The sequence below is a fragment of the Pseudomonas sp. 5.2 genome, from assembly GCF_059025405.1.
The window spans coordinates 236,585-262,391 of record NZ_JBYBHH010000005.1; the positions used below are offsets into that span (position 1 = coordinate 236,585).

Below are 25,807 nucleotides of genomic sequence, written 5' to 3' on the forward strand. Positions count from 1 at the left end.
CCGACGTGCATGAGCCAACTCCCGCAGCCCCCCTCCGCCACCGACGACGGCAGCGCCGCGCCGCAGTTTCTGGGAACCCGCATCCGCGGCCTGCGCAAGCGCCGCGGCATGACCCTGGCGGAGTTGGCCACACAGAGCGAGCTGACGGCCGGCTACATCAGCCAGTTGGAGCGCAACCTCTCTTACCCGTCGATCCCGGCACTGTTCAACATCGCCCGCAGCCTGGGTGTGACCATCCAGTGGTTTTTTGCCAGCGAGGCCAGCACTGCGCCAGAGGACCAGGGCTACGTGGTACGCCGTAACAGCCGCCTCAGCGTGCATTATGAGGACGGCATCGTCGACCAACTGCTGACACCCCAGCCCAACCGCGAGCTGGAGATGCTTCACTCGCGCTTTCCACCGGGCACCTACAGCCAGCAGAGCTACAGCCACGACGGCGAAGAGGCAGGGTATATTCTCAGCGGCAGTTTTGAACTGTGGGTGGGCGAGCGCTATTTTCAGCTGGGCGAAGGCGACAGTTTCAGCTACTCCAGCCAGGAGCCGCATCGCTATGGCAACCCAGGGGACGTGGATGCTGTGGTGATCTGGGTGATCACGCCACCGACCTTTTGAGCCCGCCAAGCGGTCACTTTTGATCAGGCCATCCGCCAATGACTGAACACGCCCACCAGCTTGAGCCTGCGCTGCAACCGGTCGACCACCCTCGCGTCGTGGTCTTCGTCGCCTATCCGCACATGGGCCTGCTCGACCTCACGGGCGCCCAGACGGTGTTCTGGGCCGCCACCAAGGCCATGGCCGAACGCGGCCGACCAGGCTACCGGGTACACACCGCCAGCCTTGACGGCGGCCTGCAGCAAACCGCTGAAGGCCTGGTGGTGGCGACAGAAACCTTGGACACCGTGATGGCACAGGTTGTCGACACGCTGATCGTACCCGGCGCCCCGGACATCATCCGCACCCTCCCCGACCACGCGCCGCTGGTGGCCTGGCTGCGCCGCGCCGCCGTGCAGGCCAGGCGCACAGCCTCGGTGTGCAGCGGCACATTTCTGCTGGCCAGCGCCGGTTTGCTCGATGGGCGCCGCGCCGCCACCCACTGGGCCATGTGCGAGGTACTGCGCCGCGACTTCCCGGCGGTGCAGGTAGACCACGAGTCGATCTTCGTTCAGCAAGGCGCGGTGTGGACCTCGGCCGGGGTCAGCGCCGGCATCGACATGGCCCTCGCCCTGGTCGAACTGGACTGCGGCCGTGAAGTGGCGATGCAGGTGGCACGCGAGTTGGTGGTCTTTCTCAAACGGCCTGGCGGCCAGGCGCAGTTCAGTGAGCTGCTCAAGCTGCAGGGCCGCGATTGCAGCGAGTTCGAAGCCCTGCACCTCTGGCTCAACGAACACTTGGGCGACCCACGGCTGAGCGTCGAACACCTGGCCGAACAGGCGCACATGAGCCTGCGTAACTTCACCCGGGTGTACAAGCTCAAGACCGGCCGCACACCGGCCAAAGCCATTGAAGTGTTCCGCCTGGAAGCCGCGCGGCGCCTGCTGGAAAGCGCCGACAGCCACATCGAGCAGGTCGCGCGCCAGTGCGGTTTCGGCAACGAAGAACGCATGCGCCTGGCCTTCCAGCGTCATCTGGCGGTAACACCGCGTGACTACCGCGCCCGTTTTGCACGCTCTGTTTCGTTGGCCGAAATTCAGGGTTCTTTGGCCTAGGGCGTGACGCTCGTCGCTCGTAACATCGGTCTCCTCAAACACGGGCTACCTTGGTTACCCGGACATTCCAGGAGCACAACGATGAAGAATATCCTGATCATTGGCGCGGGCTTTGCCGGCCTCTGGAGCGCTCTTAGCGCTATACGCCAGCTGGACTTGAACGGTCGCAATGATGTCGAGGTGACGCTGCTCGCGCCCCAGGCCGAACTGCATGTACGCCCGCGCTTCTACGAACCTGAAGTACATACGATGGCCGCGCCGCTGGATGCGCTGTTTGAGGCGGTTAACGTGCGCTTTGTGCAAGGCACGGCCTTCCACATCGACGAAGCCGCCAGGCGCGTGCGCTATCGCACGCAAAGCGGTACCGAGTGCGAGCTGGGTTATGACCGCCTGATCATGGCCTGCGGCAGTGTGCTCAACCGGCCGGACATGGTCGGCATCGAGCATGTTTTCGATGTCGACAAGATCGACAGCGCGGCGCGCCTGGAGGCGCACCTCAAGTCCCTGGCTAGCCTGCCGGACACACCTGCCCGCAACACCGTGGTGGTGGCCGGGGGTGGCTTCACCGGCATCGAGACTGCCACCGAGTTGCCGGCGCGCTTGCGCAACATCCTCGGTGACCAGGCCACACTGCGTGTGGTGGTCATCGACCGTGGCGCCAGGATCGGCGCAGCCTTGGGTGATGGCATCCGCCCCGCGATCGAGCAGGCATCCGAGGCTTTGGGGGTGGAATGGATCTGCGGCGCAACCGTGGCCTCGGTGGACCCCGACGGCGTCCTGCTGGATAACGGCCAGCGCATCGATGCCAATACCGTGATCTGGACGGTGGGGTTCAAGGCCAACCCATTGACCGAGCAGATCAGCGGTGACCGGGACCGCCAAGGCCGGCTGCACGTGGACGGCAACCTCAAGGTCAAGGGTAACGACGCGGTCTACGCGGCAGGTGACGTTGCATATGCCGCCTGCGACGAAGCTGGCAACTATGCGGTAATGTCTTGCCAGCATGCGATCCCGCTGGGCCGCTACGCCGGCAACAATGCCGTGGCCGAATTGATCGGCGTGGCACCGATGACCTACAGCCAGCCCAAGTACGTCACCTGCCTCGACCTGGGCGCCTGGGGCGCAGTGTATACCGAAGGTTGGGAGCGCAAGGTGTCGCCACCGGAAGACAAGGCAGAGGCCAAGATGCTCAAATCGCAGATCAACACGGTCTGGATCTACCCACCGGCCGCGAACGATCGTGCGGCGGCGCTGGCGGCGGCTGACCCGACGATACCGGTCGCCTGACACAGCCGAATCGCCGGCAAGCCGGCTCCCACAGGTACAGCGCCAGAACTGAGGTTGGCGCTATCTCTGTGGGAGCCGGCTTGCCGGCGATGGGGCGCAAGGCGCCCCCTTTTACTGCAATCAGGCAGCAGCGAACAGCTCGTTGGCGATCTGGGCCTGTGCGGCGTCGATGGCCTGGCTGCGGTGCTCTGGGCCGTAGGCCAGACCATGGGCGCGTACGATTTCCAGGTCGGTGACACCGATAAAGCCCAGGAACACCTTGAGGAAGTCTTCATGGCCGGCACCCGTCGGCTGGCCAGCGTGCAGGCCACCGGCGGTGGATACCAGGATCACCTTCTTGTTACCGCACAGGCCTTCTGGGCCGGCTTCGGTGTAGCGGAAGGTCTTGCCGGCAACGGCTACGCGGTCAATCCAGGCCTTGAGCTGGGTCGGCACGGTGAAGTTGTACATCGGCGCACCCATCACAACGGCGTCGGCGGCGAGGAATTCTTCCAGGGTTTCGGCGCTCAGCTTGGCTTCGAAGGCCTGGGCCGCGTCGCGCATGTCTTCAGCGGTACCGGCGGCCACCAAGGTAGCAGCGGAGAAGTGGGCGATGGCGTCGGCAGCCAGGTCGCGGTAGACCACTTCCAGGCTTGGGTCGGTGGCTTTCCAGGCTTCGACCACTTCGCGGCTCAGCTGGCGGGAGGCGGAATTGTCGCCCAGGATGCTCGAATCGATGTGCAACAGTTTCATGGGACTCTCCTGTAATGAAGACCGCGGCATTGGGCGATCACGATGGGGAGAATCCTACCGGGATGACGAATAGCTGATAAGCAGGCAAAAATGCGTTAGTTTGTCCCACAGATGGAACAGTGAGACATTCCCATGCAAGACCTCAACGACCTCTTCTACTTCGCACGCGTGGTCGAAGCCGGCGGTTTCGCCGCTGCCGGGCGCCAGCTGGGCATCCCTAAATCACGCCTGTCACGGCGCATCGCCGAGCTGGAAGAGCGCCTGGGCACACGCCTGCTGCAGCGCACCACGCGGCAATTGAAGCTGACCGCCGTGGGCGAGCGCTACCTGCACCACTGCCAGGCCATGCTGCTGGAGGCAGAAGCCGCCGACGAGGCCGTCGCCAGCATGAGCAGCGAACCACGCGGGCGGCTGCGGGTGTCCTGCCCAGTAGCACTGGCACATGCGTTTCTGCCGGACGTGATCAGCCGTTTTCTCGCACAGTACCCACTGGTGCAACTGGACATGGTCTTGCTCAACCGCCGTGTCGACCTGATTTCCGAAGGCATCGACGTAGCCCTGCGCGTGCGTGACCTGGGCGACGAGGACCCGGCCCTGGTTACCCGCCGGCTGCGCCAGGCGCAGATGCAACTGGTCGCCGCTCCAGGCTTTGCCGACCACATTCGCGAGCCCGCCGAGCTGGCCTCATTGCCGGTGCTGGGCGCGGCCGAAGCTGACCGGCTGGTACACTTTCGCCTGCTCGGCCCGAATGGACGCCAACAGGACATCGCCCTGGAGCCACGCTTGGCCATCGATGATTTCGTGGTGCGTAATGCCGCGGTCCGCGCCGGGTTGGGCTTCACTGCGCTGCCCAGTATGTTCTGCGAAGAGGAACTGGAACGTGGCGAGCTGGTGCGGCTGCTGCCGGACTGGTCATTGCCGGGGGGGTATCTGCAGGCGGTGTACCCTCACCGGCGCGGTGTGTTGCCGGCCGTACGGGTATGGATCGATCATCTGGCAGCGTCGTTCGAGGCCTGTGGGGAGCGTTATGTCTAAGCAGAAAATGACCGAAGCCCAAGTGGCGGACTTTTGCCTGAGCCTGCCCGGTGCGCGGGAGGACTATAAATGGGGCGGTATCCGGGTGTTTTCGGTCGCAGGCAACAAGATGTTCGCGGTGCTGGACCTGGCGGGCGCAGGGTTATCGTTCAAGGTCGCCGATGAGCTGTTTCTGGGCTACTGCGACCGCCCCGGCGTGCGGCCCGCGCCCTACCTGGCCCGGGCGCGGTGGGTCAGCATGGCGCCGCCTTACCCCATGGGGCGCGACGAGCTGTGTGACCTGCTGCAGCGTTCGCACCAATTGGTGGTGCGAAAGCTGGCGAAGCGGTTGCAGGTGGGCTTGTTGATCTGATGATCAGATGGCGGAGAGCAGGTGGCGCCCCAAAAACAGGTAGTCCACCCAGAACACCTGATGCAGCAACACAATCCCCCAGAACACCAGCTGATACGACAGCTTGCGCGTCTTGTGCCGGAACATCTGCTGGGCAACCAGCGCCCCCGGCCAGCCGCCACACAGCTCGCTGGCATGCAGCACGTTTTCTGGCGTGCGCCAGGCCTGGCTGCGTGCCTGTTGTTTGTCCTGCCAGTACAGCAGCAGGCTGATCAGGCTTACCGCCGGGTAGAGCGCCAACGGCAACCAGGACTGATCGCGCCAGGCCATCTGCGCCGCGCCCAGGCCCGGCAGCAGGCACAGCGCGCCCAACACCAGCAGTTTCAGGCGCACATTACGTACGCCCTCCTCGCTTTGAGCTTTGGCCATATCAACCGTGCGCCGTCGACCAGTCGACCCAACCGAACTGCCAGGTCGCCAGGATCAACAGGCCAAAGGCAATGCGGTACCAGGCGAACGCCGCATAGCTGTGGTTGGCGATGAACTTGAGCAACGCGCGCACAGCGATCATGGCGAAGATGAACGAGGTCACGAAGCCGATGGCGAACACCGGCAAGTCGCTTGGCTGGAACAGGTCACGGTACTTGTAGCCCGAGTACACCGCTGCACCGACCATGGTCGGCATCGCCAGGAAGAACGAGAACTCGGTAGCGGCCTTGCGCGACAGCCCGAACAGCAGGCCACCAATGATGGTCGAGCCGGAACGCGAGGTGCCCGGGATCATGGCCAGGCACTGGACGAAACCAATTTTCAAGGCATGGCTCCAGCGCATCTCGTCAACGTGGTCGACCTCCACGCGGTGCTCACGGCGCTCGGCCCACAGCATGATCACGCCGCCCACCACCAGGGCCGCAGCCACGGTGATCGGGTTGAACAGGTATTCGTGAATCAGGTCGGCGAACAGCACGCCCAACACCACCGCCGGCATGAACGCCAGCAACAGGTTACCCGTAAAGCGCCGCGCCGTAGGCTGGGTGGTGAGCCCAAAGACCACGTCGAGTATCTTGCGTCGGAATTCCCACACCACCGCCAGGATGGCGGCAAGCTGAATGATGATGTTGAACGCCATGGCCCGTTCGCCACCAAAGCCGATGAGGTCGGCGACGATGATCTGGTGCCCGGTGCTGGAGATCGGCAAGAACTCCGTCAACCCTTCGACCACGCCTAAGATGATTGCCTGAAAGGCAGTCCAAAAATCCATCATTCCCCCGATGGAGCGCTGCTGCTGCAGGCCCCTTGTTCTTGATTTACTTGAAGTTGCCGCACACGGCCCGGCAGTTTTACAGCGACTGTTGGGCGTAACGCCAGTGGAAAAGTTCACGCCCCCTAAAGGTTTCATCTTGCGCGGCCGAAATCCTATCAAAGCCGCTTTGCAATGGCTTGCTCCGTTGCTGCAGACTACGACCAGACTAGCACTTAGCCATTAGTCGAGTGGGGGCTTGTCGCAAAGCATGCTTGGATGCACCTGAATAACAAGAACAAGGCGGGAGTGCCTGGATGAAAACCCTGAGATCGATGTCGATCAGCCGTCGTCTGTGGCTGATTCTGCTGGTGGCAGTGGCGATGCTGGTAGTACTGGGCCTGCTGATGCTGCGCCAGATCCATGGCGACCTGTATCACGCCAAGGCGGAAAAGACCCGCCACGTGGTGCAGACCGCAGCCGGTGTGCTGGCCTATTACCAAGGCCTGGAGGCGGCCGGCACGTTGAGCCGCGATGCCGCCCAGCAACAGGCGTTGCAGGTGGTGCGCGCCCTGCGTTACGACCACGACGACTACTTCTGGATCAACGACCTGGGGCCGAAGATGATCATGCATCCGGCAAACCCCAAGCTCGACGGCCAGGACCTGTCTGCCATTCGCGACCCCGACGGCTTTGCCGTGTTCAACGAAATGGTCAACCTCGCCCGCAGCCAAGGCGCCGGCCCGGTCAACTATCGCTGGCCCAAACCGGGCGCCAGTGAACCGGTGGCCAAAACCTCCTATATACAGCTGTTCAAGCCGTGGGGCTGGGTTATCGGCTCAGGCGTGTACATCGATGACGTGCAGGCCGAATTTGCCCGGCAATTGCGCGACGCCTCGCTGGTCGGCCTGAGCATTGCACTGCTGATGGCGCTGGTGGTCATGCTGATTGCCCGCAGTATCGCCCGCCCCTTGCAGGAGGCCGTGCAGGCCATGGGCACTATCGCCAGTGGCGAAAGCGACCTGACCCGACGCCTGGACACCCACGGCCGTGATGAAATCACGCACTTGGGCGAGCACTTCAACCGCTTCAACGGCAAGCTTCAGGGCGTGGTCGGCCAGCTACAGGGCGCCGCCCATGACCTGGCCAGGTCCGCCGGCCATGTCGGTGACAACGCCGGGGCAGCGCAACAGCACAGTGCCCAGCAATCCCAACAGATGGAGCAGGTGGCCACGGCCGTCAACGAAGTCACCTACGCCGTGCAGGATGTGGCCAAGACGGCCGAGCAGGCCGCCGGGGAAATGCGCGCGGCGCAGCAACAAGTGCAGCACGGCCAGCAGGCCATTCATGGCAGCCTGGAACAGATCGATCGGCTGTCGGCGACCATCGACCAGGCTGTCCAGGTGATTCGCGACCTGGCCGGGCACAGCACGCGCATTGGGGGTGTGCTGGACGTGATCCGCTCCATCGCCGAGCAAACCAACCTGCTCGCCCTCAACGCGGCCATCGAAGCGGCACGCGCCGGTGAACAGGGCCGTGGCTTTGCGGTGGTCGCCGACGAGGTTCGCCTGCTGGCCCAGCGCACCGCTCAGTCCACGGCCGAAATCCATACCATGATCGAGCACCTGCAAGGCCAGTCGGACGCGGCAGTACGGGCTATCGACACCAGCAGCGAGGCTTCGCGCCAGACTATCGAGCAAGCCCGCGAGGCCGGTGCCAGCCTGGATGCCATCAGCCAGGTGCTGCATAACCTGACCGCGCTCAACGCGTCCATCGCCAGTGCCACCTTGCAGCAATCGCATGTGGTCGAGGAGATCAACCGCAACGTGCTGGATACCGCCGGCTTGTCCCAGCAGACCGCCGAGGCGGCGCGCCAGTCGAGTGATGCAGGCGTGGCGCTGGGGCGGTTGAGTGAGGAACTGGAGCAGCTACTGCGTCAGTTCCGCGTGTAAATGCTGAAATTGTCAACCCGTTGGGACTGGGCCCCCTTAGAACACATCAAATTTCATTGATGTAGCAGGGACCTTGTGGGAGCAACTGTCTTGTGGTGCTTGTTCCGGCCTCATCGCTGGCAAGCCAGCTCCCACAGGTGCGGCGCTTGACTTGGAGGCTACATAGTTCGGGTGGGAGCTGGCTTGCCGGCGATCACCGGCGTAGCCGGTGCCATGCACCGCGGCGCCTGCATAGCCGGCAAGCCGGCTCCAAGGATGGGTGATCTCCCACCGGCCCACCAATAAATCATTGCGCCTACTCCTACCACTATCGACAAGCTACAATCGCGCCCCTCTTATCGCCTCTCCAAGGATCGCCGATGTCCGGCCTTGAACTCATCGCCGCCGTACTCGGCGTCACCGCTGTCTGGCTCACCGTCAAGCAGAACGCCTGGTGCTGGCCGATCGGGCTGGTCATGGTGTTGATCTATGGCTGGCTGTTCTTCGAGGTGAAGCTGTACTCGGGTATGTTGCTGCAAGTGGCCTACGCCCTGTTGCAACTATACGGCTGGTGGCAATGGAAGCGCCCGGGCCGTGCGCACGATGCCCGCCAGGTGACACGCCTGCACGCGCGCGCGGTGTGCACCGGGCTCGCGCTCGGCGCACTGCTCAGCACGGCCCTGGGCGCAGCCATGGCCAACTGGACCGATGCTGCCCTGCCCTGGCTCGACGCCACGCTGACCGGCTTCAGCCTGGTCGCGCAACTGTGGATGGCACAGAAACGCCTGCAATGCTGGCCATTGTGGTTTGTGGTAGACATTGTCTATGTCGGCCAATACCTGCATCAGCAACTGTATTTCACCGCAGGCTTCTTCGCGGTGCTCACGCTGATCGCCATACGTGGCTGGCTGGAATGGCGCCGTGACCCCGCGCTGGTGCAAGCATGAAGGTGCTGGTGCTGTGCGGGCCGGAATCCAGCGGCAAGAGCTGGCTAAGTGGCGTGCTGCAGGCGCATTTCGGTGGCGTGGTGGTCGCTGAATACGTGCGCCACTTCATCGACCAGGAATGCCGCGACACCTGCTACGCCGACATCCCCACCATCGCCCAGGGCCAGCTCGAGTGGGAAGACCGCGCCCGCGCGCAAGCGCCCGAACTGTTGATACTCGACACCCACCTGCTCAGCAACATGCTCTGGAGTCGCGCCCTGTTCGACGACTGCCCGGCCTGGCTGGAACAGGCCTTGCTTGCTCGGCACTACGACCTGCACCTGTTACTGAGCCCTCAAGGGGTGGACTGGGTTGCCGATGGCCAGCGTTGCCACCCCGATCTGAACGACCGTCAGCGCTTTTTCGACGACAGCCTGCAGTGGCTGCAACGCCATCAACAAGCACTGTTGGTGATTGATGGCAATTGGCCGCAACGCCAGTTGCGGGCCTTGCAAGCAGTCGCTACGCTGCTTGATAGCGATGCGCCAGCCTGCCCCACCGAGTGTTAAGCCACTGACACACCCTGGTGGGTGATAGTCCCCGCAAATGCGGGGGTTGCCCCTGTTCCGGGGGCAGTGTCAACCTCGTGAAACACCCCTGCAAAAATCCCTCCAGGCACGGCCTGTGCTGGCTTTGCCAGTGGCTGGCCAAATGCTCTGTTTCAGCGGTGATACAAAAAAAGCCGCTCTTCTTCAGCTTTTCTTCCCAACGTGTTGATTCCATAGCATTAACTGAAAGCGGCACACCTTCTGCTCTCTTATTCGCAACGCTGAATAGGGCCAGCGCTCAAAAGAAGGAATTGCCATCGTGGGGAATCTTGATAAAGGCATTTATCGGCTCCTGCTGGTCAGTAGCATCGTCGGATCGGGTTTGAGCCTGCCTGCCCAGGCCGAGAATGGGATCATCACCATTACCCGCGATGTGCAGACGCGCAACGCGACCATCCCGCCGCTGATTCCCGACCCCAGCCCGACCACCGTCAACGCCAACCCGTCCGCGCAGATTCTCAAGCAAACCCATGAGCTGAGCGACGGCGACTTTGCCAACATCAGCAGCGGTGCCGGCATCAGCGCCCTGGTCACGCAACAGACCAACACCATTGGCGGCAACGTCACTAACCAGACGCAATTGCCCAACCTCGCCGCTGGGCGCGGCTCAGGTTCAGGCAACGGCATCTCCAACATGGTCAACTCAAGCGTGCAACGCGGCCTGGCCCCCTTGCAAATCCTGACGGGAGGCAAGTGAGATGAGGCATACGCTGCTGATCCTGGCCACGCTCTGCAGTGCGCCGGCCTTTGCGCAATCCCCCGTGATCAACAACGCCAACATCGACGATTCGGGCAGCCAATACCAGGGCAACCTCACCGTCAACCAGGCAGCCGGCGACCTGCAGCAGCAGGCTAACGCCCGCGCCATCGCCGTGGGCCATGAAGCCAGCGCCACCACCCAGATACGCCAGCGGCTCGGCACCGCAGTCGACCGCAACATGGATGCCACCGCCAGCATCCAGGGCAATGCTTTCAGCCAAGGCAGCGGCGCCCTGGGCGTCAACCAGAGCGCCGGTGCCAGCACCCAGCAAGCCAACGCACTGCGCATCAGCCTCAGTACTCAACCGCAAAGCATCGACGACAGCGTCCTCATGCAACAGAACGTGGCGCTGCTCAACAACTCCGATCCAGCTGACACCGCACCCGGCCATCGCCAGGTCACGACCAGTGACCAGGCATTCACCGGTAGCCGTGGGGTGATTCAGGTGAATCAGAGTGCCGGGGTGGGAAACCGAATGGCCAACACCTTGAGCATACGGGTCGCGGATTGACCCAAACAGTTAAGAACAACACTTAACCTAAATAAAGTACGGAGAATCACCATGAAACCCTCGATGGCAATCAAGCCTCTGGTTTTCGCAATTGCTGCGGTCATGGCTGTTGCTGTACAAGCTGGGCAAAACGATCGGCGTAATGACCATCACAATGGCCACCACAACAATGGTCAGCACACGCCTCCACCCACCAAGATCCCGGTGTACGCCACCGCCAACGCCATAGATAGCCAGCGCAGCACCGGCAATACCGTCACCAACCAAGGCACCATCAACGAAGCCGAGATGAGCAGCTCCGCCACCGGTGCCAGCGGCAACGTCGGGGTCAACGTGGCGGCCGGTAACGGCAACCAACAAGACAACGCCGCTGCCATCGCCAACGCAGCGTCCGACTCGAGCCTGGACAACAGCTTCGTGTTCGGCACCGCCGAAGCCACTGCGGACGTTCGCCAGTTCAGCAACAACAACCGGGTCGACAACTGGTCTACCCAATCGTCTGCGGTGATGAGCGGTTCGGGTGACGGCTCCTCCGGTAACGTGGGCGTCAACATTGCTGGCGGCGACCTCAACCAACAGAAAAACACCATGGCGATCGCCAACACCAATGCGCCATTGGGTAATGCCACCGCAACCGCCTCTGCCGACCAGAACGGCCCAGGCCTGACCGTGCACAACAACGCCGACCGCACCTACCGTGTGGATACGCTGACCTTCACCACGTCGGCCAGCGGTTCGAGCTCTCGCGATGGCTCGTTCACCTCCAGCGATGACCGCAGCTCGTCCTCGAGCTTCAGCGTGGCGGGCGCCCAAAGCGCCAGCAACAATGGCTCTAGCTCCTGGAACTCCAGTGGCTCGGCCAGTTCGAACGCCAGCGGCTCCAACAGCTCCAACGCCAGCGGGTCGAACAGCGCCACTGCCAGCGGCTCCAATAGCTGGAACGCCAGCGGCTCTGCCAGCGCTAACGCCAGCTCGTCCAGCAGTGCCAGCCTGAACGCTACCCTGGCAGCTGCCGCCGATGCGACGCGCACTGTGACCACCGACGATGGCCGTCGTGAACGCACCCGTACCGACAGCTTCGATGCTTCGCTCAATGCGTCGCTCGATGCTTCGATCGACAAGTCGCATGAAAGCGCCTACGACTCGTCGTTCGAAAAAGCGTTCGACTCCTCCTACGACAAGACCCGCAACTCTTCGTACGACAAGTCTCGCGACTCTTCGTACGAGAAGTCCCGCGACTCTTCGTATGAGAAAGCCCACGATTCTTCTTACGCAAACGCTTCGGAGTCTGCGTACGAAAAATCGGGCGAAAAAGCCAATCAATCGTCTAACGACGTGTCGAAAAGCTTCAGCGAAAGCAGCTCGTATGACCTGAGCAACACCGTGTCCTTCCAAGTGCTGACCCCAACCGGCTGGGCCAACCCTGTGACCAACACTGCAACCCTGAGCGGTTCGGTGAATGGCGGCAGCGGCAACCTGGGCGTCAACGTGGCAGCCGGTGTGGGCAACCAGCAAAGCAACTCGCTGGCCATCTCCAACACCTCGTTCTAACGGCTGTAGCCTCGAGGCCCCCTGCGGGGGGCCTTTTTCAACCAGAACAAGAAGGCACCCGATCATGCGTATTTTCGCCTTGGCGTTTTTGCTGTGCCTGGCCAGCGTGAGCGAAGCTGCACAAATGCCGTTGTCCGTGCTGCCCGGTGGCGCGGTGGTGTTCAAACCCATCCAGAGTGTGCGCGAGCGCAAGTTCGCCGACCTGGTGCAACAAAAAACCGACTTCAGTTGTGGCGCCGCGGCGCTGGCCACCATCCTGCGCCAGGCTTATTGGCTGGACGTGGACGAACAACACATCATTGAAGGCATGCTGGCGCACGCCGATCAAGACCTGGTGCGCACGCAGGGCTTCTCCATGCTCGACATGAAACGCTACGTGGAAAGCCTGGGCATGCGCGCCCGTGGGTACCGGGTAGCACCCGAAACCCTGACCAGCGTGCGTATCCCGGTCGTGGTGCTGATGGACATCCGTGGCTACAAGCACTTTGTGGTCATGCAAAAGGTCGACAACGGCTGGGTGTACATCGGTGACCCTGTGCTGGGCCACAAACGCTTCAAGGTCGAGGACTTCCTCAAAGGCTGGAACGGCATCATCTTCGCCGTGATCGGCCAGGGTTATGACAAGGGCAATGCCCTGCTCGACCCGCCTCTGCCACTGACTGCCAAGGGCCGCGTCAATAACTTCACCCCGGTGCAGGACGCAGAGCTGCTGGATTTCGGCTTCATCAAAAGCGACTTTTTCTAACGGTTCTTCTAACGATAGGGAGCACGACGCTCCGGGAGCATCCAATGAAGATTCCATTCTGGCTAGCCGTGGCATGCCTGGCCGCCAGCCTACCGACCCACGCACAGCCGCTTACCCCCATCGAACTGAAGGATCAGGAGTTGGCGAACCTGCGCGGGCGCTACGTGATGCCGGGGCGGATCGTCAGCTTCGGCATCGTCATGACCAGCACCTGGCAGAACGCCAAGGGCGACGTGATCGGGGCATCGTCGACGCTGCAAGTGCAGCAAAACACCATCAAACCGCAGTTCTATGTGTCGATGATCGACGAAAAAGGCACCAGTGCGGCTCATTCGCAAAGTGCCAGCCCTGCGCCCGGCACCGGTGCGGTAAGCGGCGGCAGCGGCCTGAACACCACCGAAGGGGTGACCCAGGTGGTGCGTGCGGCGGGCGACAACAACACCGCCTATAACAATGTCGACATCAACGTCACCAAGGCCAACCAGGCGCCCGTGGCCCAGCCGCAGGGCCAGGCACTGACCGCAGGCTCGACCCTGGTCGGCGAAAACGGCGCAGGCGCGCTGAGCGTTTCGTCCACCGGCGTGGGCGTGCAGCTCAATATCAATGCCGCCAACAACCAGGGCAGCACCGTGCAACGCCTGGCCCAAGGGGGCCTGACGCAGAACACGACGTTGCTTGGCAACGGCAACCAGGTCAGCAACCTCACCTCCCTCAACGTCGTCATGCGCGAGAACGTACCCACGGCCGCTTCGCTGAACGGTAGCCTCGACCAGCTCAAAGGTCTTCGCACTCTCGGATACTGATCTACGCTCAGTCTCATCAAAAGTAGTCGGAAGGGACGGCATATCCATGCACCGATCGTTAACGTTCAGAGCTTTTGTCTGTTTGACTACCCTGGCCCCATCCACCGCCCTTTATGCAGCAGTCGACCCACAGGTTGAGGCCCTGAAACAAGAATTGATGGCGTTGAAACAGCGCTACGAAGCGCAGCAGCAAGCGTTGATGGTCCTTGAACAACGGGTTCGCCAGGTGGAGGAGACCCCCGCGGCGCCGCAGCCCAAACGGTTGACCAAATCCCCGGCCGAAACGGTCAAAGGCGGGCAGACCGTCGCCGCCGGGGCGCCAGGCACCACCGGTAGCTCCTATGGCCAGTCGCTCAAGGACGATTCCGAACCTGCGCAAAGTGTGTCCAACCTGTACGACGAGGCCAGCGGCTTCTTCGGGGGCGGCAAGTTCAGCTTCGAAACCGGCGTCACCTACACCCATTACGACACCCGCGCACTGGTGCTCAACGGCTTCCTTGCGCTGGACTCGATTTTCCTCGGCAACATCAACCTGGACCGCATCAAGGCAGACAACTGGACCCTGGACATGACCGCCCGCTATAACCTGGCGCAGCGCTGGCAGTTCGACATTAACGTCCCAGTGGTCTACCGCGAATCGACCTACTCGTCTGGTGGCGCCGGTGGTGCAGCCCCGGTCACCAGTGATGAAACCGTCACCCGCGACCCGGAAATCGGCGATATCAACGTCGGCGTTGCCTACAAGTTCATGGACGAGTCCGAAAACTGGCCCGATGCGGTGGCGACACTGCGGGTAAAGGCGCCCACCGGCAAGGACCCATACGGCATCAAGCTGCGCGAGGTGCCAGGCAACGACAACCTGTCGGTGCCAGAAAGCCTGCCGACCGGCAACGGCGTATGGGCGATTACACCGGGCATCTCGCTGGTCAAGACATTCGACCCCGCCGTGCTGTTCGGCAGCCTGTCCTACACCTACAACATGGAAGACTCGTTCAGCGACATCAGCCCCCAGGTCAACAGCAAGGTGCCGGGTGACGTGAAACTCGGCGACTCCTGGCAAGTCGGGGCCGGTATCGCCTTTGCCTTGAACGAGAAGATGAGCATGTCGTTCTCGGTTTCCGACCAGTTTGCCCGCAAGAGCAAGATCAAGCCGGATGGCGGCGACTGGCAATCGATCAGCAACAGCGATTACAACTCAGCCAACTTCAACATCGGCATGACCTTTGCGGCCAGCGACAACCTGACCATCGTGCCCAACCTCTCGATTGGCCTGACCGACGATGCGCCAGACTTCTCCTTCAGCCTCAAATTCCCCTACTACTTCTGACCCCCAGCCGCCTGCCGGGCCTGCGCAAGCCAGCCCGGCATTTGGTTACCAGCCTTGTAGCCCGCCGTATTCCCTGGCCCAGCCTGTTATCATTCAGCACAGTTGCATGACGATTTAATGGCAAAAGGGAAGTTTTCTGTGAAGAACCTGTTCGACCACCCACGCACCCGGCTCGTCGCTTTGGCGGGCCTGGTGCTGGTGATCCCACTGGGTACGCGCGCCATGCTGGGTTGGTCCAACCCGCTCGGTTATCTGTCCGACCTGGCCCTCGGCAGCCTGCTGGTCTTGCTGCTGCACCGCCGGCCGTGGTGGCTGGCGTTGCCGGTTTTGCTGGCCTGGGCGGCGCTCTGGGTGGCGTCGGCCGAGCTGGTGAGCGCGGTGGGCAGGCTGCCCACCAGCGCCGACCTCGGCTACCTGACCGACTCCCAATTCATGGAGAACTCAACCGGCGGCGGCCTCGCGCATGGCTGGTTGCCCTGGCTCTTGGCGGCCGGCGTGCTGGGCTGGTTGCTCAGCGTCTGGAGCAGCCGCGGCCAACGTGTCGCCCCCCTGCCCCGCAAGGCCTGGGCAGTTACGCTGCTGCTGTTTGGCGCGCACTGGGGCAGCCAACACCTGGCGCCTTCCGATGCCGAGCAGTGGCGGCAGTACAACCTCTCCCATCAGTTGCTGTCGGCCGGCGTCGGTAGCCTGCAGCGCCAGGCCCTGGGCTGGGCCGGCCAGGAACAGGGGGTCACGCCCTTGCCCAGCAGTGGCCTGACCCAGTCCGACCTGCATGGCCAGAAGCTGCTCAAGGCACCGGGCAGTGCACGCAACCTGTTGGTCATCACCGTCGAAGGCATCCCCGGGGCCTACATTCGCCCCAACCGCCAGGCCCTGCATAGCCGCTTCGACGAAGACCTGATGCCAAAGCTCAGCCGTTGGGCCGAGCGCGGCATGAACACCCCGGATTATGTGCTGCACACCCACCAGACCATCCGTGGCCTGTACGCGATGCTGTGCGGTGATTACGACAAGCTGGCCAACGGCACGCCTAAGGGCGTCGAACTGCTGACCCAGAACGACCGTAACCAGGCCTGCCTGCCGGCACAGTTGCGCCAGGCCGGGTTCACCACCCACTACCTACAGGGTGCTGGGCTGCGCTTCATGGCCAAGGACCGCATCATGCCGCACATCGGTTTCGATTCGGTGCATGGCCTGGAGTGGTTCCGCAACAAGAACTACCTGGAATTCCCTTGGGGCAAGGACGACCGCGCTTTCTTCGAAGGTGCCCTGGACTATGTCGGCCAGCTGAGGAAACAAGACAAACCTTGGATGCTGACCTTGCTGACCGTGGGCACTCACCAGCCATATTCGGCACCGGCGGCTTACCTCGAGCGCTACGACACGCCCAAGCAGGCTGCCGTCGCCTACCTGGATGATGCAATCGGCGCGTTTCTCGATAGCCTCGAACGCCAGGGTGTGCTCAAGGACACCCTGGTGGTAGTCACCTCCGACGAGTCCCACGGCATAGACGGCGTGCGCCTGGCATCCTCGTGGGGTTTCAACCTCACCCTGGCGCCGGAGCAGGCGGAGCTACCCACTATCAAGCGCGGCACTTATGGCCATATCGACCTGACCACGTCGCTGCTCGACTACTTCGCCTTGCCGATCCCCGTCGCACTGGGTGGCCGCTCGCTGTACCGCGATTACGACACTGGCCGCGAGATGATCTCCTACACCAACGGCATGCTGCGTTACCACAACGGCCAAGGCGTGTTCACCGAATGCGACTTCCAGCAGCGCTGCCGACGCTATGCCAGCGAAGGTTTCATCGCCGACCAGGCGCGCTACCTCGGCACCGGTAACGACATGCTCGGCCAGCAAATTGTCACCCTGGCCGGCACCCTCGACCAGTCGCTGCTGCAAACGCCGCTCAACCTGCGCTACCAGTTCGGCGGCCCATCACCGATAAAGTTGCGCAAGCGCATTCACGATGACTGGGCCGACAACCTGATCGGTGCGCAGTACCTGGAGATGCCCGGCGGCTCGCACACCCGTGTACGGGTCAAGGTGCGCTCGCTGGACCCGCGTCGTGCGGCCTACATTCAGCTCAAGGCCAAGCAACTGGAGCAAGATGTGCCATTGGGGCTGCCAGAAGAAATCCGCGTGACGGCGGATCAGCCACTGGAAATGGAGTTCAGCTTTGACAACCCGACCGAGCGCAAGGCGTTTTCCTTCCACCTGCTGGGGTATGGCGGCGGTGCGGTCGAAGTCAGCGACTTCAGTGTGATTACCGCTTTACCTGGGGAAAGCGACGTGCCGGATGAACTGACCGACGACCCTATCGCCCATTCGGGCTGACGCCAAGCACACCGTTCATCGCACCACCTTCGATGCCTGTCGATCTGGCCCTGCCCCGCTCGACCAGTGCTGAATCCCTACCCTGGAGTCAGCACCATGAGCAGTGAAAACAGGCATGAGGTGGTCTCCCGCAGCCAGTGGCTGGCAGCACGCCGGCAGCTGTGGCTGCACGAAAAAGCCTTCACCCATCAACGCGACGAGCTGGCTGCAGCACGTCGCGCTTTGCCCTGGGTGAAGGTCGAACAACCGTATCGATTCCAGGGGCCGGAGGGCGAACTGAGCCTGGCCCAACTGTTCGCCGGGCGCAGCCAGCTGTTGCTCTATCATTTCATGTTCGCCGAGGGTTGGTGTGAAGGTTGCCCAGGCTGCTCTTTCCTAGCTGACCATTTTGACGGCGCGAACCTGCACCTGGCGCACCACGATGTATCGCTGGTGGCCGTCTCACGGGCGCCCTACGCCGAGTTCCAGGCATTTCGCCAGCGCATGGGCTGGCAGTTTCCCTGGTACTCGTCCGCAGGTAGCGGGTTCAATGAAGACTTTGGCGTCAGCGTGGGCAGCGATGGGCCTCGGCAGTATAACTATGAGCCTTATGAAGGCAGCGAAAGCGAGTTGCCGGGGTTGAGTGCGTTCTACCTTGACGCGGACGGCGGCGTGTACCACACGTACTCAACCTATGCCCGCGGGCTGGACATTCTGGTCAATACCTACAACTTCCTCGACATTGCGCCGTTGGGGCGTAACGAGGCCGGGACCATGGACTGGGTGCGGCACCATGACCGCTATGAAGGGCAGACCGGCAAGGCGCATTGTTGCCATGACTGATGCAAGCCTGCCCTGAATGTTGCCCTGTAGGAGCAGCCTTGTGCTGCGAAGAGGCCGGCGGCTACACAGTGAATGTTTGCTGCTTTCACCGGCCTCTTCGCAGCACAAGGCTGCTCCTACACGCGTATTGCATGCCGGCTAGCCGCGCACGCCAAGCATCCCGCGTTCGACGATGAAATCGATCACCGCCTGCAGCCCTTCGCCCTTTTTCAGGTTACTGAATGTCCATGGCCGCTGTGGGCGCATGCGCTGGGTGTCGCGCTCCATCACCTCCAGCGATGCACCGACGTAAGGCGCAAGGTCGGTCTTGTTGATCACCAGGAAGTCGGACTTGGTAATCCCCGGTCCGCCCTTACGCGGGATCTTCTCACCCTCGGCAACATCGATGACGTAGATGGTCAGGTCGGCCAGCTCCGGGCTGAAAGTGGCGCTGAGATTGTCACCACCGCTCTCCACGAAGATAACCTCAAGGTTACCGAACTTGCGCGCCAAGGCCTCCACCGCCGCCAGGTTCATCGAGGCGTCTTCGCGGATCGCCGTGTGTGGGCAGCCGCCGGTTTCCACGCCGACAATGCGCTCAGGCTCCAGTGCACCTGCCTCGGTGAGAATGCGTTGGTCCTCTTTGGTGTAGATGTCGTTGGTCACCACGGCGATCTGATAATGATCGCGCATGGCCTTGCACAGGGCTTCGAGCAGCGCGGTCTTGCCGGAACCGACCGGGCCGCCGACACCGACGCGCAGGGGTTGTTGATAGCTTTGCATGAAGGCAGTCCTCAGGAGCGGAACAAACGGGTGTATTGGGTTTCATGTCGCGATGAAGCAATCGCCAGCAATGGCAGGCCGCCACCGAGCTGGTCATCGCCCAGGGCCAGCGCCTGGTCGAGTACGGCGGGTAAGTCCTGGCCAAGGTCGCGCAGCAAGGTTTGCGCCGCCTGCTGGCCGAACGGCACCAGCTTGACCCCGGCCATCACTGCGCCTTCGAGCCAGGCGAAGCCAATGCCCAGCGCCAACTGACGCAGCGGGATCGACCAGTAGGCGCCGAGCCAGGCCATACCGCCCAGTTGGCTGAGTTCAAGGCTGGCCCGCCAGGCGGGGTCCTGCCCCAATTGCCAGCCATCGAGCAGGCGTGCCAGCGCCGAGCCACGCTGTTGTTCTTCCAGGCGCAACTCCGCGGTTTCCCGGTTGGCCAGCAGAAAGCGGCTCCATTGGCTGAATGCTTGGGCATCCGTGGCCAGGCAGGCCTGATACAGGCGTGCCAGCACGGGCCAGTCGACGCAGCCCAGGGTGTCGTGCAACTGCTCGCGCTGCCAGGCACTGAAGCTGGCGATATCCTTCACCCAACCCGCTTCGACGGCCCATTCCAGCCCTTGCGAGTAGGTGAACCCACCCACCGGCAAACCCGGGCTGGCCAGTTGCAGCAAGCGCAACAGCGCCAGGTCGCTGTCCATCAACCGGCCAGGACCAGTGCGGCGCCGGCCAGCAGGCCACCACCGAAGGCTTTTTGCAGGCCGCTGTGGCGGCGCAGTAAGCAACCCACCGCGAACCCGGCCACCAGCAGCAGGCCGCTGACGGTCACGAAGCCAGCACTGAATTGCCAGAACGCGCTGGGCGTGGCTTCAACGCCATGCGCCCAGCCGTGAAACAGGGCGAACACCGGCATGGCCAGCGCCAGCAACAGCTGGCGGCTAGGCAGCAACAGGGCCCCGGCGGCGACCAGCAACGACACGCTGATCATCGTTTCCATGCCCAACACATCCCCAAACAGATGGCCGCACACCGCGCCACCAAACATCGCCGCCAGGGTTGCCAAGGGCAAGGTCAGGTTGCGTCGGGTCAGCGCAGCGAGCACGCCAGTGCCCAGCAGCATCAGCAAGTGGTCCAGGCCGGTCAGCGGGTGCAGCAGGCCGTCCTGCAACGGGTTGCTGTCGTGGCCGGGGTGGGCGAAGGCCGGCACCGCCAGCATCAGCAGAAACAGGGCGAACGTCTTTTTCATCAGTGGCTCCAGGGCAGTTCAGGAATGGGCAGGCAGGCGCACGAACGGGTGGTCGTTGCCATGGCTGTGGCTATGGCTGTGCGGCGCGCTCTGGTAGGCGCCCGCCTCGGGTTCGAACGGCGCCTGTTCGGTTTCCACCGTCAAGCCCAGGCCTCGCAGCATGTCGTCCAGCACATAGTCGTGCTGGTAACGCAGCAGGCCAGGTTCGATCTGCAGCGGCACATGACGGTTGCCCAGGTGGTAGGCGGCCCGTGCCAGCAAGTGGGGGTCGGCGCAACGTACCGTCGAAACCGTTTCTGGGGCGGCCAGCACGCGAATGACCTGGCTGCCATCGGCATCGGCCAGCAGTTCACCGCCGCGCAGCAGGTGGCCGCGCGCGAGCATCAGCCCGGCGTCGCGGCCGTCGTCGAGGGTTACCCGCAGGCGGCTCTTGATTCGGCTGTCCACATCCAGGGTGACGGTGCCAGTTTCGGCAAGCGAGCCGGGTTCGGTGACCCGGCGAGTCAGGACTATCATCTGTGCTCCTTCAGAACAGGAAGTAACGCTGGGCCAGCGGCAGTTCGCTGGCCGGTTCGCACACCAGCAACTCGCCGTCGGCACGCACCTGGTAGGTCTGCGCATCGACTTCGATGACCGGCTGCAAGGTGTTGTGGACCATGTCGGCCTTGCGCACCCGTCGGCAGCCGTGGGCCACACCGATCAGGCTGCGCAGGTTGAGTGATTCGGCCAGGCCGCTGTCCATGGCGGCCTGCGGCAGAAAGGTCATCCGCGTGGCGTGCCGCGCCGCGCCCAAGGCGCCGAACATCGGCCGGTAGTGCACGGGTTGCGGCGTCGGGATTGAGCCATTGATATCACCCATGGGCGCGGTGACGATCATCCCGCCCTTGATCACCAAGGCGGGCTTGACCGCAAAAAAGGCCGGGGCCCACAGCACCAGGTCAGCCAGCTTGCCCACCTCCACTGAGCCCACTTCATGGGCAATGCCGTGGGTCAACGCTGGGTTGAGGGTGTACTTGGCGATGTAGCGCTTGACCCGGAAGTTGTCGCTGTAGCTGTTGTCCGGCGCCAGAGGCCCACGGCGCAGCTTCATCTGGTGCGCCACCTGCCAGGTGCGCAGTACCACCTCCCCTACGCGGCCCATGGCCTGGGAGTCGGACGAGGTCATGGCGAAGGCGCCCATGTCGTGCAGGATGTCCTCGGCAGCGATGGTCTCGCGGCGGATGCGCGACTCGGCGAACGCCACGTCCTCGGCGATGCTCGGGTCCAAGTGGTGGCAGACCATGAGCATGTCCAGGTGCTCGTCGACAGTGTTGACGGTGTACGGCAAGGTCGGGTTGGTCGAGGACGGCAGCACGTTGGCCTGCCCTGCGGCGCGGATGATGTCTGGCGCGTGGCCACCGCCCGCGCCCTCGGTATGGAAGGTGTGGATGGTGCGGTCGCCAATGGCCGCCAGGGTGTCTTCGATGCAACCGGACTCGTTGAGGGTGTCGGTGTGGATCGCCACCTGGATGTCCATTTCCTCGGCCACGCCCAGGCAACAGTCGATGGCTGCCGGGGTCGAACCCCAGTCCTCGTGCAGTTTCAGGCCGACGGCGCCTGCCGCGATCTGCTCGCGCAATGCCTCGGGGCGCGACGCATTGCCTTTGCCCAGCAGGCCGATATTGATGGGCAGGCTGTCGGCGGCCTGGAGCATGCGCGCCAGGTACCACGGGCCAGGGGTGCAGGTGGTGGCGTTGGTACCGGTGGCCGGCCCCGTGCCGCCACCGATGAAGGTGGTGACGCCGCTGGTAAGGGCCTCCTCCACCTGCTGCGGGCAGATGAAGTGGATGTGCGAGTCGATGCCGCCAGCGGTGACGATCTTGCCTTCTGCAGCGATCACCTCGGTGCCTGGGCCGACTGGCACGGTGACCCCTGGTTGCACATCGGGGTTGCCGGCCTTGCCAATGGCAGCGATGCGGCCGTGCTTGACGCCGATGTCTGCCTTGACGATACCCCAGTGATCGATGATCAACGCGTTGGTCAGCACCAGGTCCATGGCCTCGGCCGCCAGCATCTGGCCTTGCCCCATGCCATCGCGGATGACCTTGCCACCGCCGAACTTGACCTCTTCGCCATACACGGTGAAGTCTTTTTCGACCTCTACCCACAGCGCGGTATCGGCCAGGCGCACGCGGTCGCCCACGGTGGGGCCGAACATGTCGGCATAGGCCTGGCGGGAAATACGGCTCATGCCCTGCCCTCCAGTGCGCCCATCACCTTGCCCTGGAAGCCATAGACCTCACGCTTGCCGGCATAGGCGACCAGTTGCACGGTGCGGGCCTGGCCCGGCTCGAAGCGCACGGCGGTGCCGGCTGGAATGTCCAGGCGAAAGCCCAGGGTAGGCGCACGCTCGAACACCAGTGCGTCGTTGACCTCGTAGAAGTGGTAGTGCGAGCCGACCTGCACGGGCCGGTCGCCGTGGTTGGCCACGCTGACGCTCACCGTCGCGCGGCCGCTATTAAGCTCGATGTCGCCGCCGGCGACCTGGATTTCACCTGGGATCATGCTGGGCTCCTGGGCTGTATCAGACGATGGGGTCATGCACGGTCACCAGCTTGGTGCCATCGGGGAAGGTCGCCTCGACCTGCACGTCGTGGATCATTTCAGCGACGCCAGGCATAACTTGCTCATGGCTCAACACTTCACGGCCCAGGCTCATCAGCTCGGCCACCGTGCGGCCATCCCGGGCGCCCTCGAGCACGGCGGTACTGATCAGCGCCACCGCTTCCGGGTAGTTGAGTTTCAGGCCGCGGGCCAGGCGCCGCTCCGCCAGCAACGCGGCGGTGAACAGCAGCAGTTTGTCTTTCTCTCTTGGGGTCAGCTCCATGGCGCTTCTCTCAGGTAGCCCAGATACGCGGCGGGCATGCTGGCAGGCCGAGGACGGCCGGGCGCAAGGCATGCCAGAGGCGTTGCAAGGTGTGTTGCAGGTGTTGGTTGTCGTGGTCGAGCAGGCGGATGACCAGCAGCGAGCCGATCAGGGTGGCACCAGCGGGGTTGTCCAGCTCATCGAGCAAGGCCCGGACGTGGTCCAGCAGCGCAGGGTCCGCCGGGGCGGCGCAAAAGGTGGCGACCAAGGGATGCCCAGCGAGCTTGCCTAATTGCCCGCCTTCGATGCGCAGGCGCTCGTACAGGCCTGGGTCATCGGGCATTTCGATGTGCAAGCGGCTGTCGAGGGCGCCGTGATCGAAGCGCTCATTCATCACCGGGCGGCCCAGGCACAGGGTTTCCCAGGCCAGCAACCGGGCGCCTGGCGCCAGGGTGAAGCGGCTGTCGAGGCTGGCACGGGCACCGGCGAAGAAAATGCTGTCTTGAGGCAGCCATTCCAGGGTGCTGTCGGCGGCCAGGTGAAAACGCTGGGCCAGCCGTGCGGTCGGGCCAATGCTGCGGTAGAACTTGCTCGCGCCGGGCATGGTCAGCAAGGCGTGGCTGCCAGGTTCAAGGTGGATGTCGAGTTCCAGCCGGTCACCGGCAACGATGCCGCCGGGCGGATGCAGCACATAGACATGGCACGGCGCGCCCTCGGGATAGAAAGGCCGCTGCACCAAAAGAGGTCCAAAATGCCGCCGCGCACCAAGGCGGGTCACACCGTCGCGCTGGGTAAAGCGCAACTGCAGGAAGGCGCTCCAGCCTGCGTCGTCTTGTTGTTGTTCGATCTGCTCCGCGAGCGACATCCTGCGGCCCCTGATATCCGTGGCCTGGTGGCCGTTTAGAGGGCCAGGCAGGCGGCGCTTGAGGGCTGCCAGCCTGACCACTCGATCAAATTCTCAGGCTGGATATAGCAGGTTGCGGGCCAACTACGCAGGTGAACAAAAATGAAATCGTCAGCGCGACCGCTCTGGCATCGGGCACACAGGGGTGGCGCGCACAAAGCGAGGGCGCACGAAGGCCCTGTTTCGGTGCCGGAATGTAATGAGCTTTGTTTTTTGTAGGAGCAGCCTTGTGCTGCGAAGAGGCCGGTGCAAGCAGTGGAGATTACAGGTGCTTACACCGGCCTCTTCGCAGCACAAGGCTGCTCCTACAGACAGCTATGCAGTGAGGCTTCAGTAATCGAAGCGGTCTACCGCCCGCCGCCGTTCGTTGTCATCCCGGCGGTCGTAACTGGCCGTGGTCTGGATGTTGGCATGGTGCGCGAGCTTCTGGGCAATCGACAGGTCGTGCTCTTCAATAACCCGAGTGATGAACGCACGGCGAAAATCATGAGGCATGATCTTCACCCCCACCTGGGCACCGCGCTGGCGCGCAATGTAGTAGATCGCATGCTTGGTGATGCGGGCGCGGGTAATGTGGTTGCCCCGGCGAATGCGGTTGAACAGGAACGGGTCGTCCGCTGCCCCCTCCGGCAAATCGTTGCGACGCAGGTCCAGCCACGCCTGCAGCTTTTCGAACGCCCAAGGCGGCGCATACTTGATCAACTGCCGGTTGCCCTTGCCCAGTACCTGCAGGCTGCGAGCATCGAAGTCGACCTGGTCCAGGTCGATGTCGACCGACTCCGACTTGCGCATGCCGGTGCCGTACAGCAAGGCAATGATCGCCGCGTCGCGCACACCTTGCGGCCGAGGGTCGGCCGCGCACACGTCCATCAACTCACGGATCAGGCTGCGCCGCAGGTTGCGCCCCGGGGGCAGGCGGCTACCGGTCGCCGGCTTGACCTCGCGGATTCTCAACAGCTGCTCATGATCGATCAGGCCCTGGCGCCACGCCTCGTTCATCACCCCACGCACCGCATTCACATACAGCGACGAACTGTTAGGGGCGTAACCATCCTCGCGCAATGCCGCTACCAGGCCGATCACATGCCCAGGTTCAAGCAAGTGCCACGGTACATCGACAAGGTTGCAGTCGACGAAACCCAGCCGGTCGGCCGCGTCCTGAAGGATGTAGCGCATGGTTTGCTGGCTCGACGGCGCCAGGCGGGCCATGTACTGCAGCAGCGGGTTTTTCGAGAGATCGGTCACAACGTGAATCCTGTAGCGACGCTTGACCGGTACGGGGGCAGCCAAAGCGTGAAGCGAGTCTATTCGACATGAAAGCAAGCCCAAATGACAACGCATGGCCATTCGGGCTTGGAGCAGTGCCATCACCTTGATATTCAAGGGGTTTGAAGACGGCGCGGAGGGTAA

The 25,807-nt window shown here is 63.1% G+C and carries 28 protein-coding genes; 16 read left to right on the forward strand and 12 right to left on the reverse strand.

Features of this window, described 5'->3' with window-relative positions:
• Positions 1–9 precede the first annotated feature (9 nt).
• The 3 genes from AC5PZ0_RS10350 (at position 10) to AC5PZ0_RS10360 (ending at position 2,993) form a co-directional block, all read left to right on the forward strand.
• Positions 10–612: a cupin domain-containing protein gene (locus tag AC5PZ0_RS10350; protein ID WP_027594783.1), complete on the forward strand. Its 603-nt coding sequence runs from the start codon at positions 10–12 to the stop codon at positions 610–612.
• Between the two features lie 38 nt (positions 613–650).
• Positions 651–1,706: a GlxA family transcriptional regulator gene (locus AC5PZ0_RS10355; protein WP_238214896.1), complete on the forward strand. Its 1,056-nt coding sequence runs from the start codon at positions 651–653 to the stop codon at positions 1,704–1,706.
• Between the two features lie 81 nt (positions 1,707–1,787).
• Entirely contained in the window at positions 1,788–2,993 is a 1,206-nt protein-coding gene (locus AC5PZ0_RS10360; protein WP_493854848.1) for an NAD(P)/FAD-dependent oxidoreductase, read from the forward strand.
• A gap of 120 nt (positions 2,994–3,113) precedes the next feature.
• Here AC5PZ0_RS10360 and AC5PZ0_RS10365 read toward each other — a convergent pair whose 3' ends face one another.
• Positions 3,114–3,725 (reverse strand): FMN-dependent NADH-azoreductase, encoded by a 612-nt coding sequence (locus AC5PZ0_RS10365; RefSeq protein WP_265968125.1) that lies wholly within the window; start codon positions 3,723–3,725, stop codon positions 3,114–3,116.
• A gap of 132 nt (positions 3,726–3,857) precedes the next feature.
• Between AC5PZ0_RS10365 and AC5PZ0_RS10370 the strand changes: the two genes are divergently transcribed.
• Both AC5PZ0_RS10370 and AC5PZ0_RS10375 read left to right on the forward strand, forming a co-directional pair.
• Entirely contained in the window at positions 3,858–4,760 is a 903-nt protein-coding gene (locus tag AC5PZ0_RS10370; protein WP_027594779.1) for a LysR substrate-binding domain-containing protein, read from the forward strand.
• Positions 4,753–5,112 carry an MmcQ/YjbR family DNA-binding protein gene (locus AC5PZ0_RS10375; protein WP_027594778.1) on the forward strand — a complete coding sequence of 120 codons (360 nt, stop codon included), beginning with the start codon at positions 4,753–4,755 and terminating at the stop codon, positions 5,110–5,112. The genes AC5PZ0_RS10370 and AC5PZ0_RS10375 overlap by 8 nt, the downstream gene beginning before the upstream one ends.
• Before the next feature lie 3 nt (positions 5,113–5,115).
• Here AC5PZ0_RS10375 and AC5PZ0_RS10380 read toward each other — a convergent pair whose 3' ends face one another.
• Entirely contained in the window at positions 5,116–5,520 is a 405-nt protein-coding gene (locus AC5PZ0_RS10380) for a DUF1294 domain-containing protein (RefSeq protein WP_493854849.1), read from the reverse strand.
• A gap of 1 nt (position 5,521) precedes the next feature.
• The gene (locus tag AC5PZ0_RS10385) at positions 5,522–6,352 is read right to left on the reverse strand and encodes an undecaprenyl-diphosphate phosphatase (RefSeq protein ID WP_027594776.1); all 831 of its coding nucleotides are present in this window, start codon (positions 6,350–6,352) and stop codon (positions 5,522–5,524) included.
• Positions 6,353–6,648: 296 nt separating this feature from the next.
• Here AC5PZ0_RS10385 and mcpP point away from each other — a divergent pair, with 296 nt between their 5' ends.
• The 11 genes from mcpP (at position 6,649) to AC5PZ0_RS10440 (ending at position 18,655) form a co-directional block, all read left to right on the forward strand.
• Complete coding sequence (gene mcpP, locus AC5PZ0_RS10390) at positions 6,649–8,283, forward strand: methyl-accepting chemotaxis protein McpP (RefSeq protein WP_493854850.1); 1,635 nt, start codon at positions 6,649–6,651, stop codon at positions 8,281–8,283.
• Between the two features lie 359 nt (positions 8,284–8,642).
• The gene (gene pnuC, locus AC5PZ0_RS10395; protein ID WP_493854851.1) at positions 8,643–9,209 is read left to right on the forward strand and encodes a nicotinamide riboside transporter PnuC; all 567 of its coding nucleotides are present in this window, start codon (positions 8,643–8,645) and stop codon (positions 9,207–9,209) included.
• Positions 9,206–9,757, forward strand: a complete 552-nt coding sequence (locus AC5PZ0_RS10400; protein WP_238214889.1) for an AAA family ATPase — start codon at positions 9,206–9,208, stop codon at positions 9,755–9,757. Before pnuC ends, AC5PZ0_RS10400 begins: the two co-directional genes overlap by 4 nt.
• Positions 9,758–10,055: 298 nt before the next feature.
• Positions 10,056–10,493 (forward strand): functional amyloid chaperone FapA, encoded by a 438-nt coding sequence (gene fapA, locus AC5PZ0_RS10405; protein ID WP_027594772.1) that lies wholly within the window; start codon positions 10,056–10,058, stop codon positions 10,491–10,493.
• 1 nt (position 10,494) lies between these two features.
• Positions 10,495–11,067, forward strand: a complete 573-nt coding sequence (gene fapB / locus AC5PZ0_RS10410) for a fibril amyloid subunit FapB (protein WP_027594771.1) — start codon at positions 10,495–10,497, stop codon at positions 11,065–11,067.
• A 51-nt stretch (positions 11,068–11,118) separates the two neighbouring features.
• Positions 11,119–12,618, forward strand: coding sequence for an amyloid-like fimbrin subunit FapC (gene fapC / locus AC5PZ0_RS10415; protein ID WP_099429537.1), 1,500 nt, complete (start codon positions 11,119–11,121; stop codon positions 12,616–12,618).
• A 64-nt stretch (positions 12,619–12,682) separates the two neighbouring features.
• Positions 12,683–13,363 carry a fibril amyloid maturation endopeptidase FapD gene (fapD, locus tag AC5PZ0_RS10420; RefSeq protein WP_027594769.1) on the forward strand — a complete coding sequence of 227 codons (681 nt, stop codon included), beginning with the start codon at positions 12,683–12,685 and terminating at the stop codon, positions 13,361–13,363.
• A 44-nt stretch (positions 13,364–13,407) separates the two neighbouring features.
• Complete coding sequence (gene fapE / locus AC5PZ0_RS10425; RefSeq protein ID WP_265968122.1) at positions 13,408–14,166, forward strand: fibril amyloid subunit FapE; 759 nt, start codon at positions 13,408–13,410, stop codon at positions 14,164–14,166.
• A gap of 46 nt (positions 14,167–14,212) precedes the next feature.
• Positions 14,213–15,493 carry a fibril amyloid transporter FapF gene (gene fapF, locus AC5PZ0_RS10430; RefSeq protein ID WP_027594767.1) on the forward strand — a complete coding sequence of 427 codons (1,281 nt, stop codon included), beginning with the start codon at positions 14,213–14,215 and terminating at the stop codon, positions 15,491–15,493.
• A gap of 138 nt (positions 15,494–15,631) precedes the next feature.
• On the forward strand, positions 15,632–17,833 hold the full coding sequence (locus tag AC5PZ0_RS10435) for an LTA synthase family protein (RefSeq protein ID WP_493854852.1): 2,202 nt from the start codon (positions 15,632–15,634) through the stop codon (positions 17,831–17,833).
• A gap of 96 nt (positions 17,834–17,929) precedes the next feature.
• On the forward strand, positions 17,930–18,655 hold the full coding sequence (locus AC5PZ0_RS10440) for a DUF899 domain-containing protein (protein ID WP_493854853.1): 726 nt from the start codon (positions 17,930–17,932) through the stop codon (positions 18,653–18,655).
• A gap of 138 nt (positions 18,656–18,793) precedes the next feature.
• Here AC5PZ0_RS10440 and ureG read toward each other — a convergent pair whose 3' ends face one another.
• From ureG to AC5PZ0_RS10485, 9 genes are all read right to left on the reverse strand, one after another.
• Positions 18,794–19,417 (reverse strand): urease accessory protein UreG, encoded by a 624-nt coding sequence (ureG, locus tag AC5PZ0_RS10445; protein WP_010953755.1) that lies wholly within the window; start codon positions 19,415–19,417, stop codon positions 18,794–18,796.
• 11 nt (positions 19,418–19,428) lie between these two features.
• A complete protein-coding gene (locus tag AC5PZ0_RS10450; protein ID WP_265968116.1) occupies positions 19,429–20,103 on the reverse strand; it encodes an urease accessory protein UreF in 675 nt (224 codons plus the stop codon).
• A complete protein-coding gene (locus AC5PZ0_RS10455; RefSeq protein WP_099429542.1) occupies positions 20,103–20,648 on the reverse strand; it encodes a HupE/UreJ family protein in 546 nt (181 codons plus the stop codon). The genes AC5PZ0_RS10450 and AC5PZ0_RS10455 overlap by 1 nt, the downstream gene beginning before the upstream one ends.
• An 18-nt stretch (positions 20,649–20,666) precedes the next feature.
• A complete protein-coding gene (gene ureE, locus AC5PZ0_RS10460) occupies positions 20,667–21,164 on the reverse strand; it encodes an urease accessory protein UreE (RefSeq protein ID WP_027594762.1) in 498 nt (165 codons plus the stop codon).
• A 10-nt stretch (positions 21,165–21,174) separates the two neighbouring features.
• Complete coding sequence (gene ureC, locus AC5PZ0_RS10465; RefSeq protein ID WP_275751362.1) at positions 21,175–22,878, reverse strand: urease subunit alpha; 1,704 nt, start codon at positions 22,876–22,878, stop codon at positions 21,175–21,177.
• A complete protein-coding gene (locus AC5PZ0_RS10470) occupies positions 22,875–23,192 on the reverse strand; it encodes an urease subunit beta (protein WP_027594760.1) in 318 nt (105 codons plus the stop codon). The genes ureC and AC5PZ0_RS10470 overlap by 4 nt, the downstream gene beginning before the upstream one ends.
• Positions 23,193–23,211: 19 nt before the next feature.
• Positions 23,212–23,514, reverse strand: a complete 303-nt coding sequence (locus AC5PZ0_RS10475) for an urease subunit gamma (protein WP_493854854.1) — start codon at positions 23,512–23,514, stop codon at positions 23,212–23,214.
• Positions 23,515–23,524: 10 nt separating this feature from the next.
• Positions 23,525–24,358: an urease accessory protein UreD gene (locus tag AC5PZ0_RS10480; protein ID WP_493854855.1), complete on the reverse strand. Its 834-nt coding sequence runs from the start codon at positions 24,356–24,358 to the stop codon at positions 23,525–23,527.
• A gap of 369 nt (positions 24,359–24,727) precedes the next feature.
• Positions 24,728–25,642: a site-specific integrase gene (locus AC5PZ0_RS10485; RefSeq protein ID WP_027594757.1), complete on the reverse strand. Its 915-nt coding sequence runs from the start codon at positions 25,640–25,642 to the stop codon at positions 24,728–24,730.
• Between the last annotated feature and the right edge of the window lie 165 nt (positions 25,643–25,807).

Excerpts from the sequence above, each read along its gene's own strand:
- AC5PZ0_RS10350 (WP_027594783.1), top strand. The coding sequence starts at position 10 with ATGAGCCAACTCCCGCAGCCCCCCTCCGCCACCGACGACGGCAGCGCC.
- AC5PZ0_RS10355 (WP_238214896.1), top strand. The coding sequence starts at position 651 with ATGACTGAACACGCCCACCAGCTTGAGCCTGCGCTGCAACCGGTCGAC.
- AC5PZ0_RS10360 (WP_493854848.1), top strand. The coding sequence starts at position 1,788 with ATGAAGAATATCCTGATCATTGGCGCGGGCTTTGCCGGCCTCTGGAGC.
- AC5PZ0_RS10365 (WP_265968125.1), bottom strand. The coding sequence starts at position 3,725 with ATGAAACTGTTGCACATCGATTCGAGCATCCTGGGCGACAATTCCGCC.
- AC5PZ0_RS10370 (WP_027594779.1), top strand. The coding sequence starts at position 3,858 with ATGCAAGACCTCAACGACCTCTTCTACTTCGCACGCGTGGTCGAAGCC.
- AC5PZ0_RS10375 (WP_027594778.1), top strand. The coding sequence starts at position 4,753 with ATGTCTAAGCAGAAAATGACCGAAGCCCAAGTGGCGGACTTTTGCCTG.
- AC5PZ0_RS10380 (WP_493854849.1), bottom strand. The coding sequence starts at position 5,520 with ATGGCCAAAGCTCAAAGCGAGGAGGGCGTACGTAATGTGCGCCTGAAA.
- AC5PZ0_RS10385 (WP_027594776.1), bottom strand. The coding sequence starts at position 6,352 with ATGGATTTTTGGACTGCCTTTCAGGCAATCATCTTAGGCGTGGTCGAA.
- mcpP (WP_493854850.1), top strand. The coding sequence starts at position 6,649 with ATGAAAACCCTGAGATCGATGTCGATCAGCCGTCGTCTGTGGCTGATT.
- pnuC (WP_493854851.1), top strand. The coding sequence starts at position 8,643 with ATGTCCGGCCTTGAACTCATCGCCGCCGTACTCGGCGTCACCGCTGTC.
- AC5PZ0_RS10400 (WP_238214889.1), top strand. The coding sequence starts at position 9,206 with ATGAAGGTGCTGGTGCTGTGCGGGCCGGAATCCAGCGGCAAGAGCTGG.
- fapB (WP_027594771.1), top strand. The coding sequence starts at position 10,495 with ATGAGGCATACGCTGCTGATCCTGGCCACGCTCTGCAGTGCGCCGGCC.
- fapC (WP_099429537.1), top strand. The coding sequence starts at position 11,119 with ATGAAACCCTCGATGGCAATCAAGCCTCTGGTTTTCGCAATTGCTGCG.
- fapD (WP_027594769.1), top strand. The coding sequence starts at position 12,683 with ATGCGTATTTTCGCCTTGGCGTTTTTGCTGTGCCTGGCCAGCGTGAGC.
- fapE (WP_265968122.1), top strand. The coding sequence starts at position 13,408 with ATGAAGATTCCATTCTGGCTAGCCGTGGCATGCCTGGCCGCCAGCCTA.
- fapF (WP_027594767.1), top strand. The coding sequence starts at position 14,213 with ATGCACCGATCGTTAACGTTCAGAGCTTTTGTCTGTTTGACTACCCTG.
- AC5PZ0_RS10440 (WP_493854853.1), top strand. The coding sequence starts at position 17,930 with ATGAGCAGTGAAAACAGGCATGAGGTGGTCTCCCGCAGCCAGTGGCTG.
- ureG (WP_010953755.1), bottom strand. The coding sequence starts at position 19,417 with ATGCAAAGCTATCAACAACCCCTGCGCGTCGGTGTCGGCGGCCCGGTC.
- AC5PZ0_RS10450 (WP_265968116.1), bottom strand. The coding sequence starts at position 20,103 with ATGGACAGCGACCTGGCGCTGTTGCGCTTGCTGCAACTGGCCAGCCCG.
- AC5PZ0_RS10455 (WP_099429542.1), bottom strand. The coding sequence starts at position 20,648 with ATGAAAAAGACGTTCGCCCTGTTTCTGCTGATGCTGGCGGTGCCGGCC.
- ureE (WP_027594762.1), bottom strand. The coding sequence starts at position 21,164 with ATGATAGTCCTGACTCGCCGGGTCACCGAACCCGGCTCGCTTGCCGAA.
- ureC (WP_275751362.1), bottom strand. The coding sequence starts at position 22,878 with ATGAGCCGTATTTCCCGCCAGGCCTATGCCGACATGTTCGGCCCCACC.
- AC5PZ0_RS10470 (WP_027594760.1), bottom strand. The coding sequence starts at position 23,192 with ATGATCCCAGGTGAAATCCAGGTCGCCGGCGGCGACATCGAGCTTAAT.
- AC5PZ0_RS10475 (WP_493854854.1), bottom strand. The coding sequence starts at position 23,514 with ATGGAGCTGACCCCAAGAGAGAAAGACAAACTGCTGCTGTTCACCGCC.
- AC5PZ0_RS10480 (WP_493854855.1), bottom strand. The coding sequence starts at position 24,358 with ATGTCGCTCGCGGAGCAGATCGAACAACAACAAGACGACGCAGGCTGG.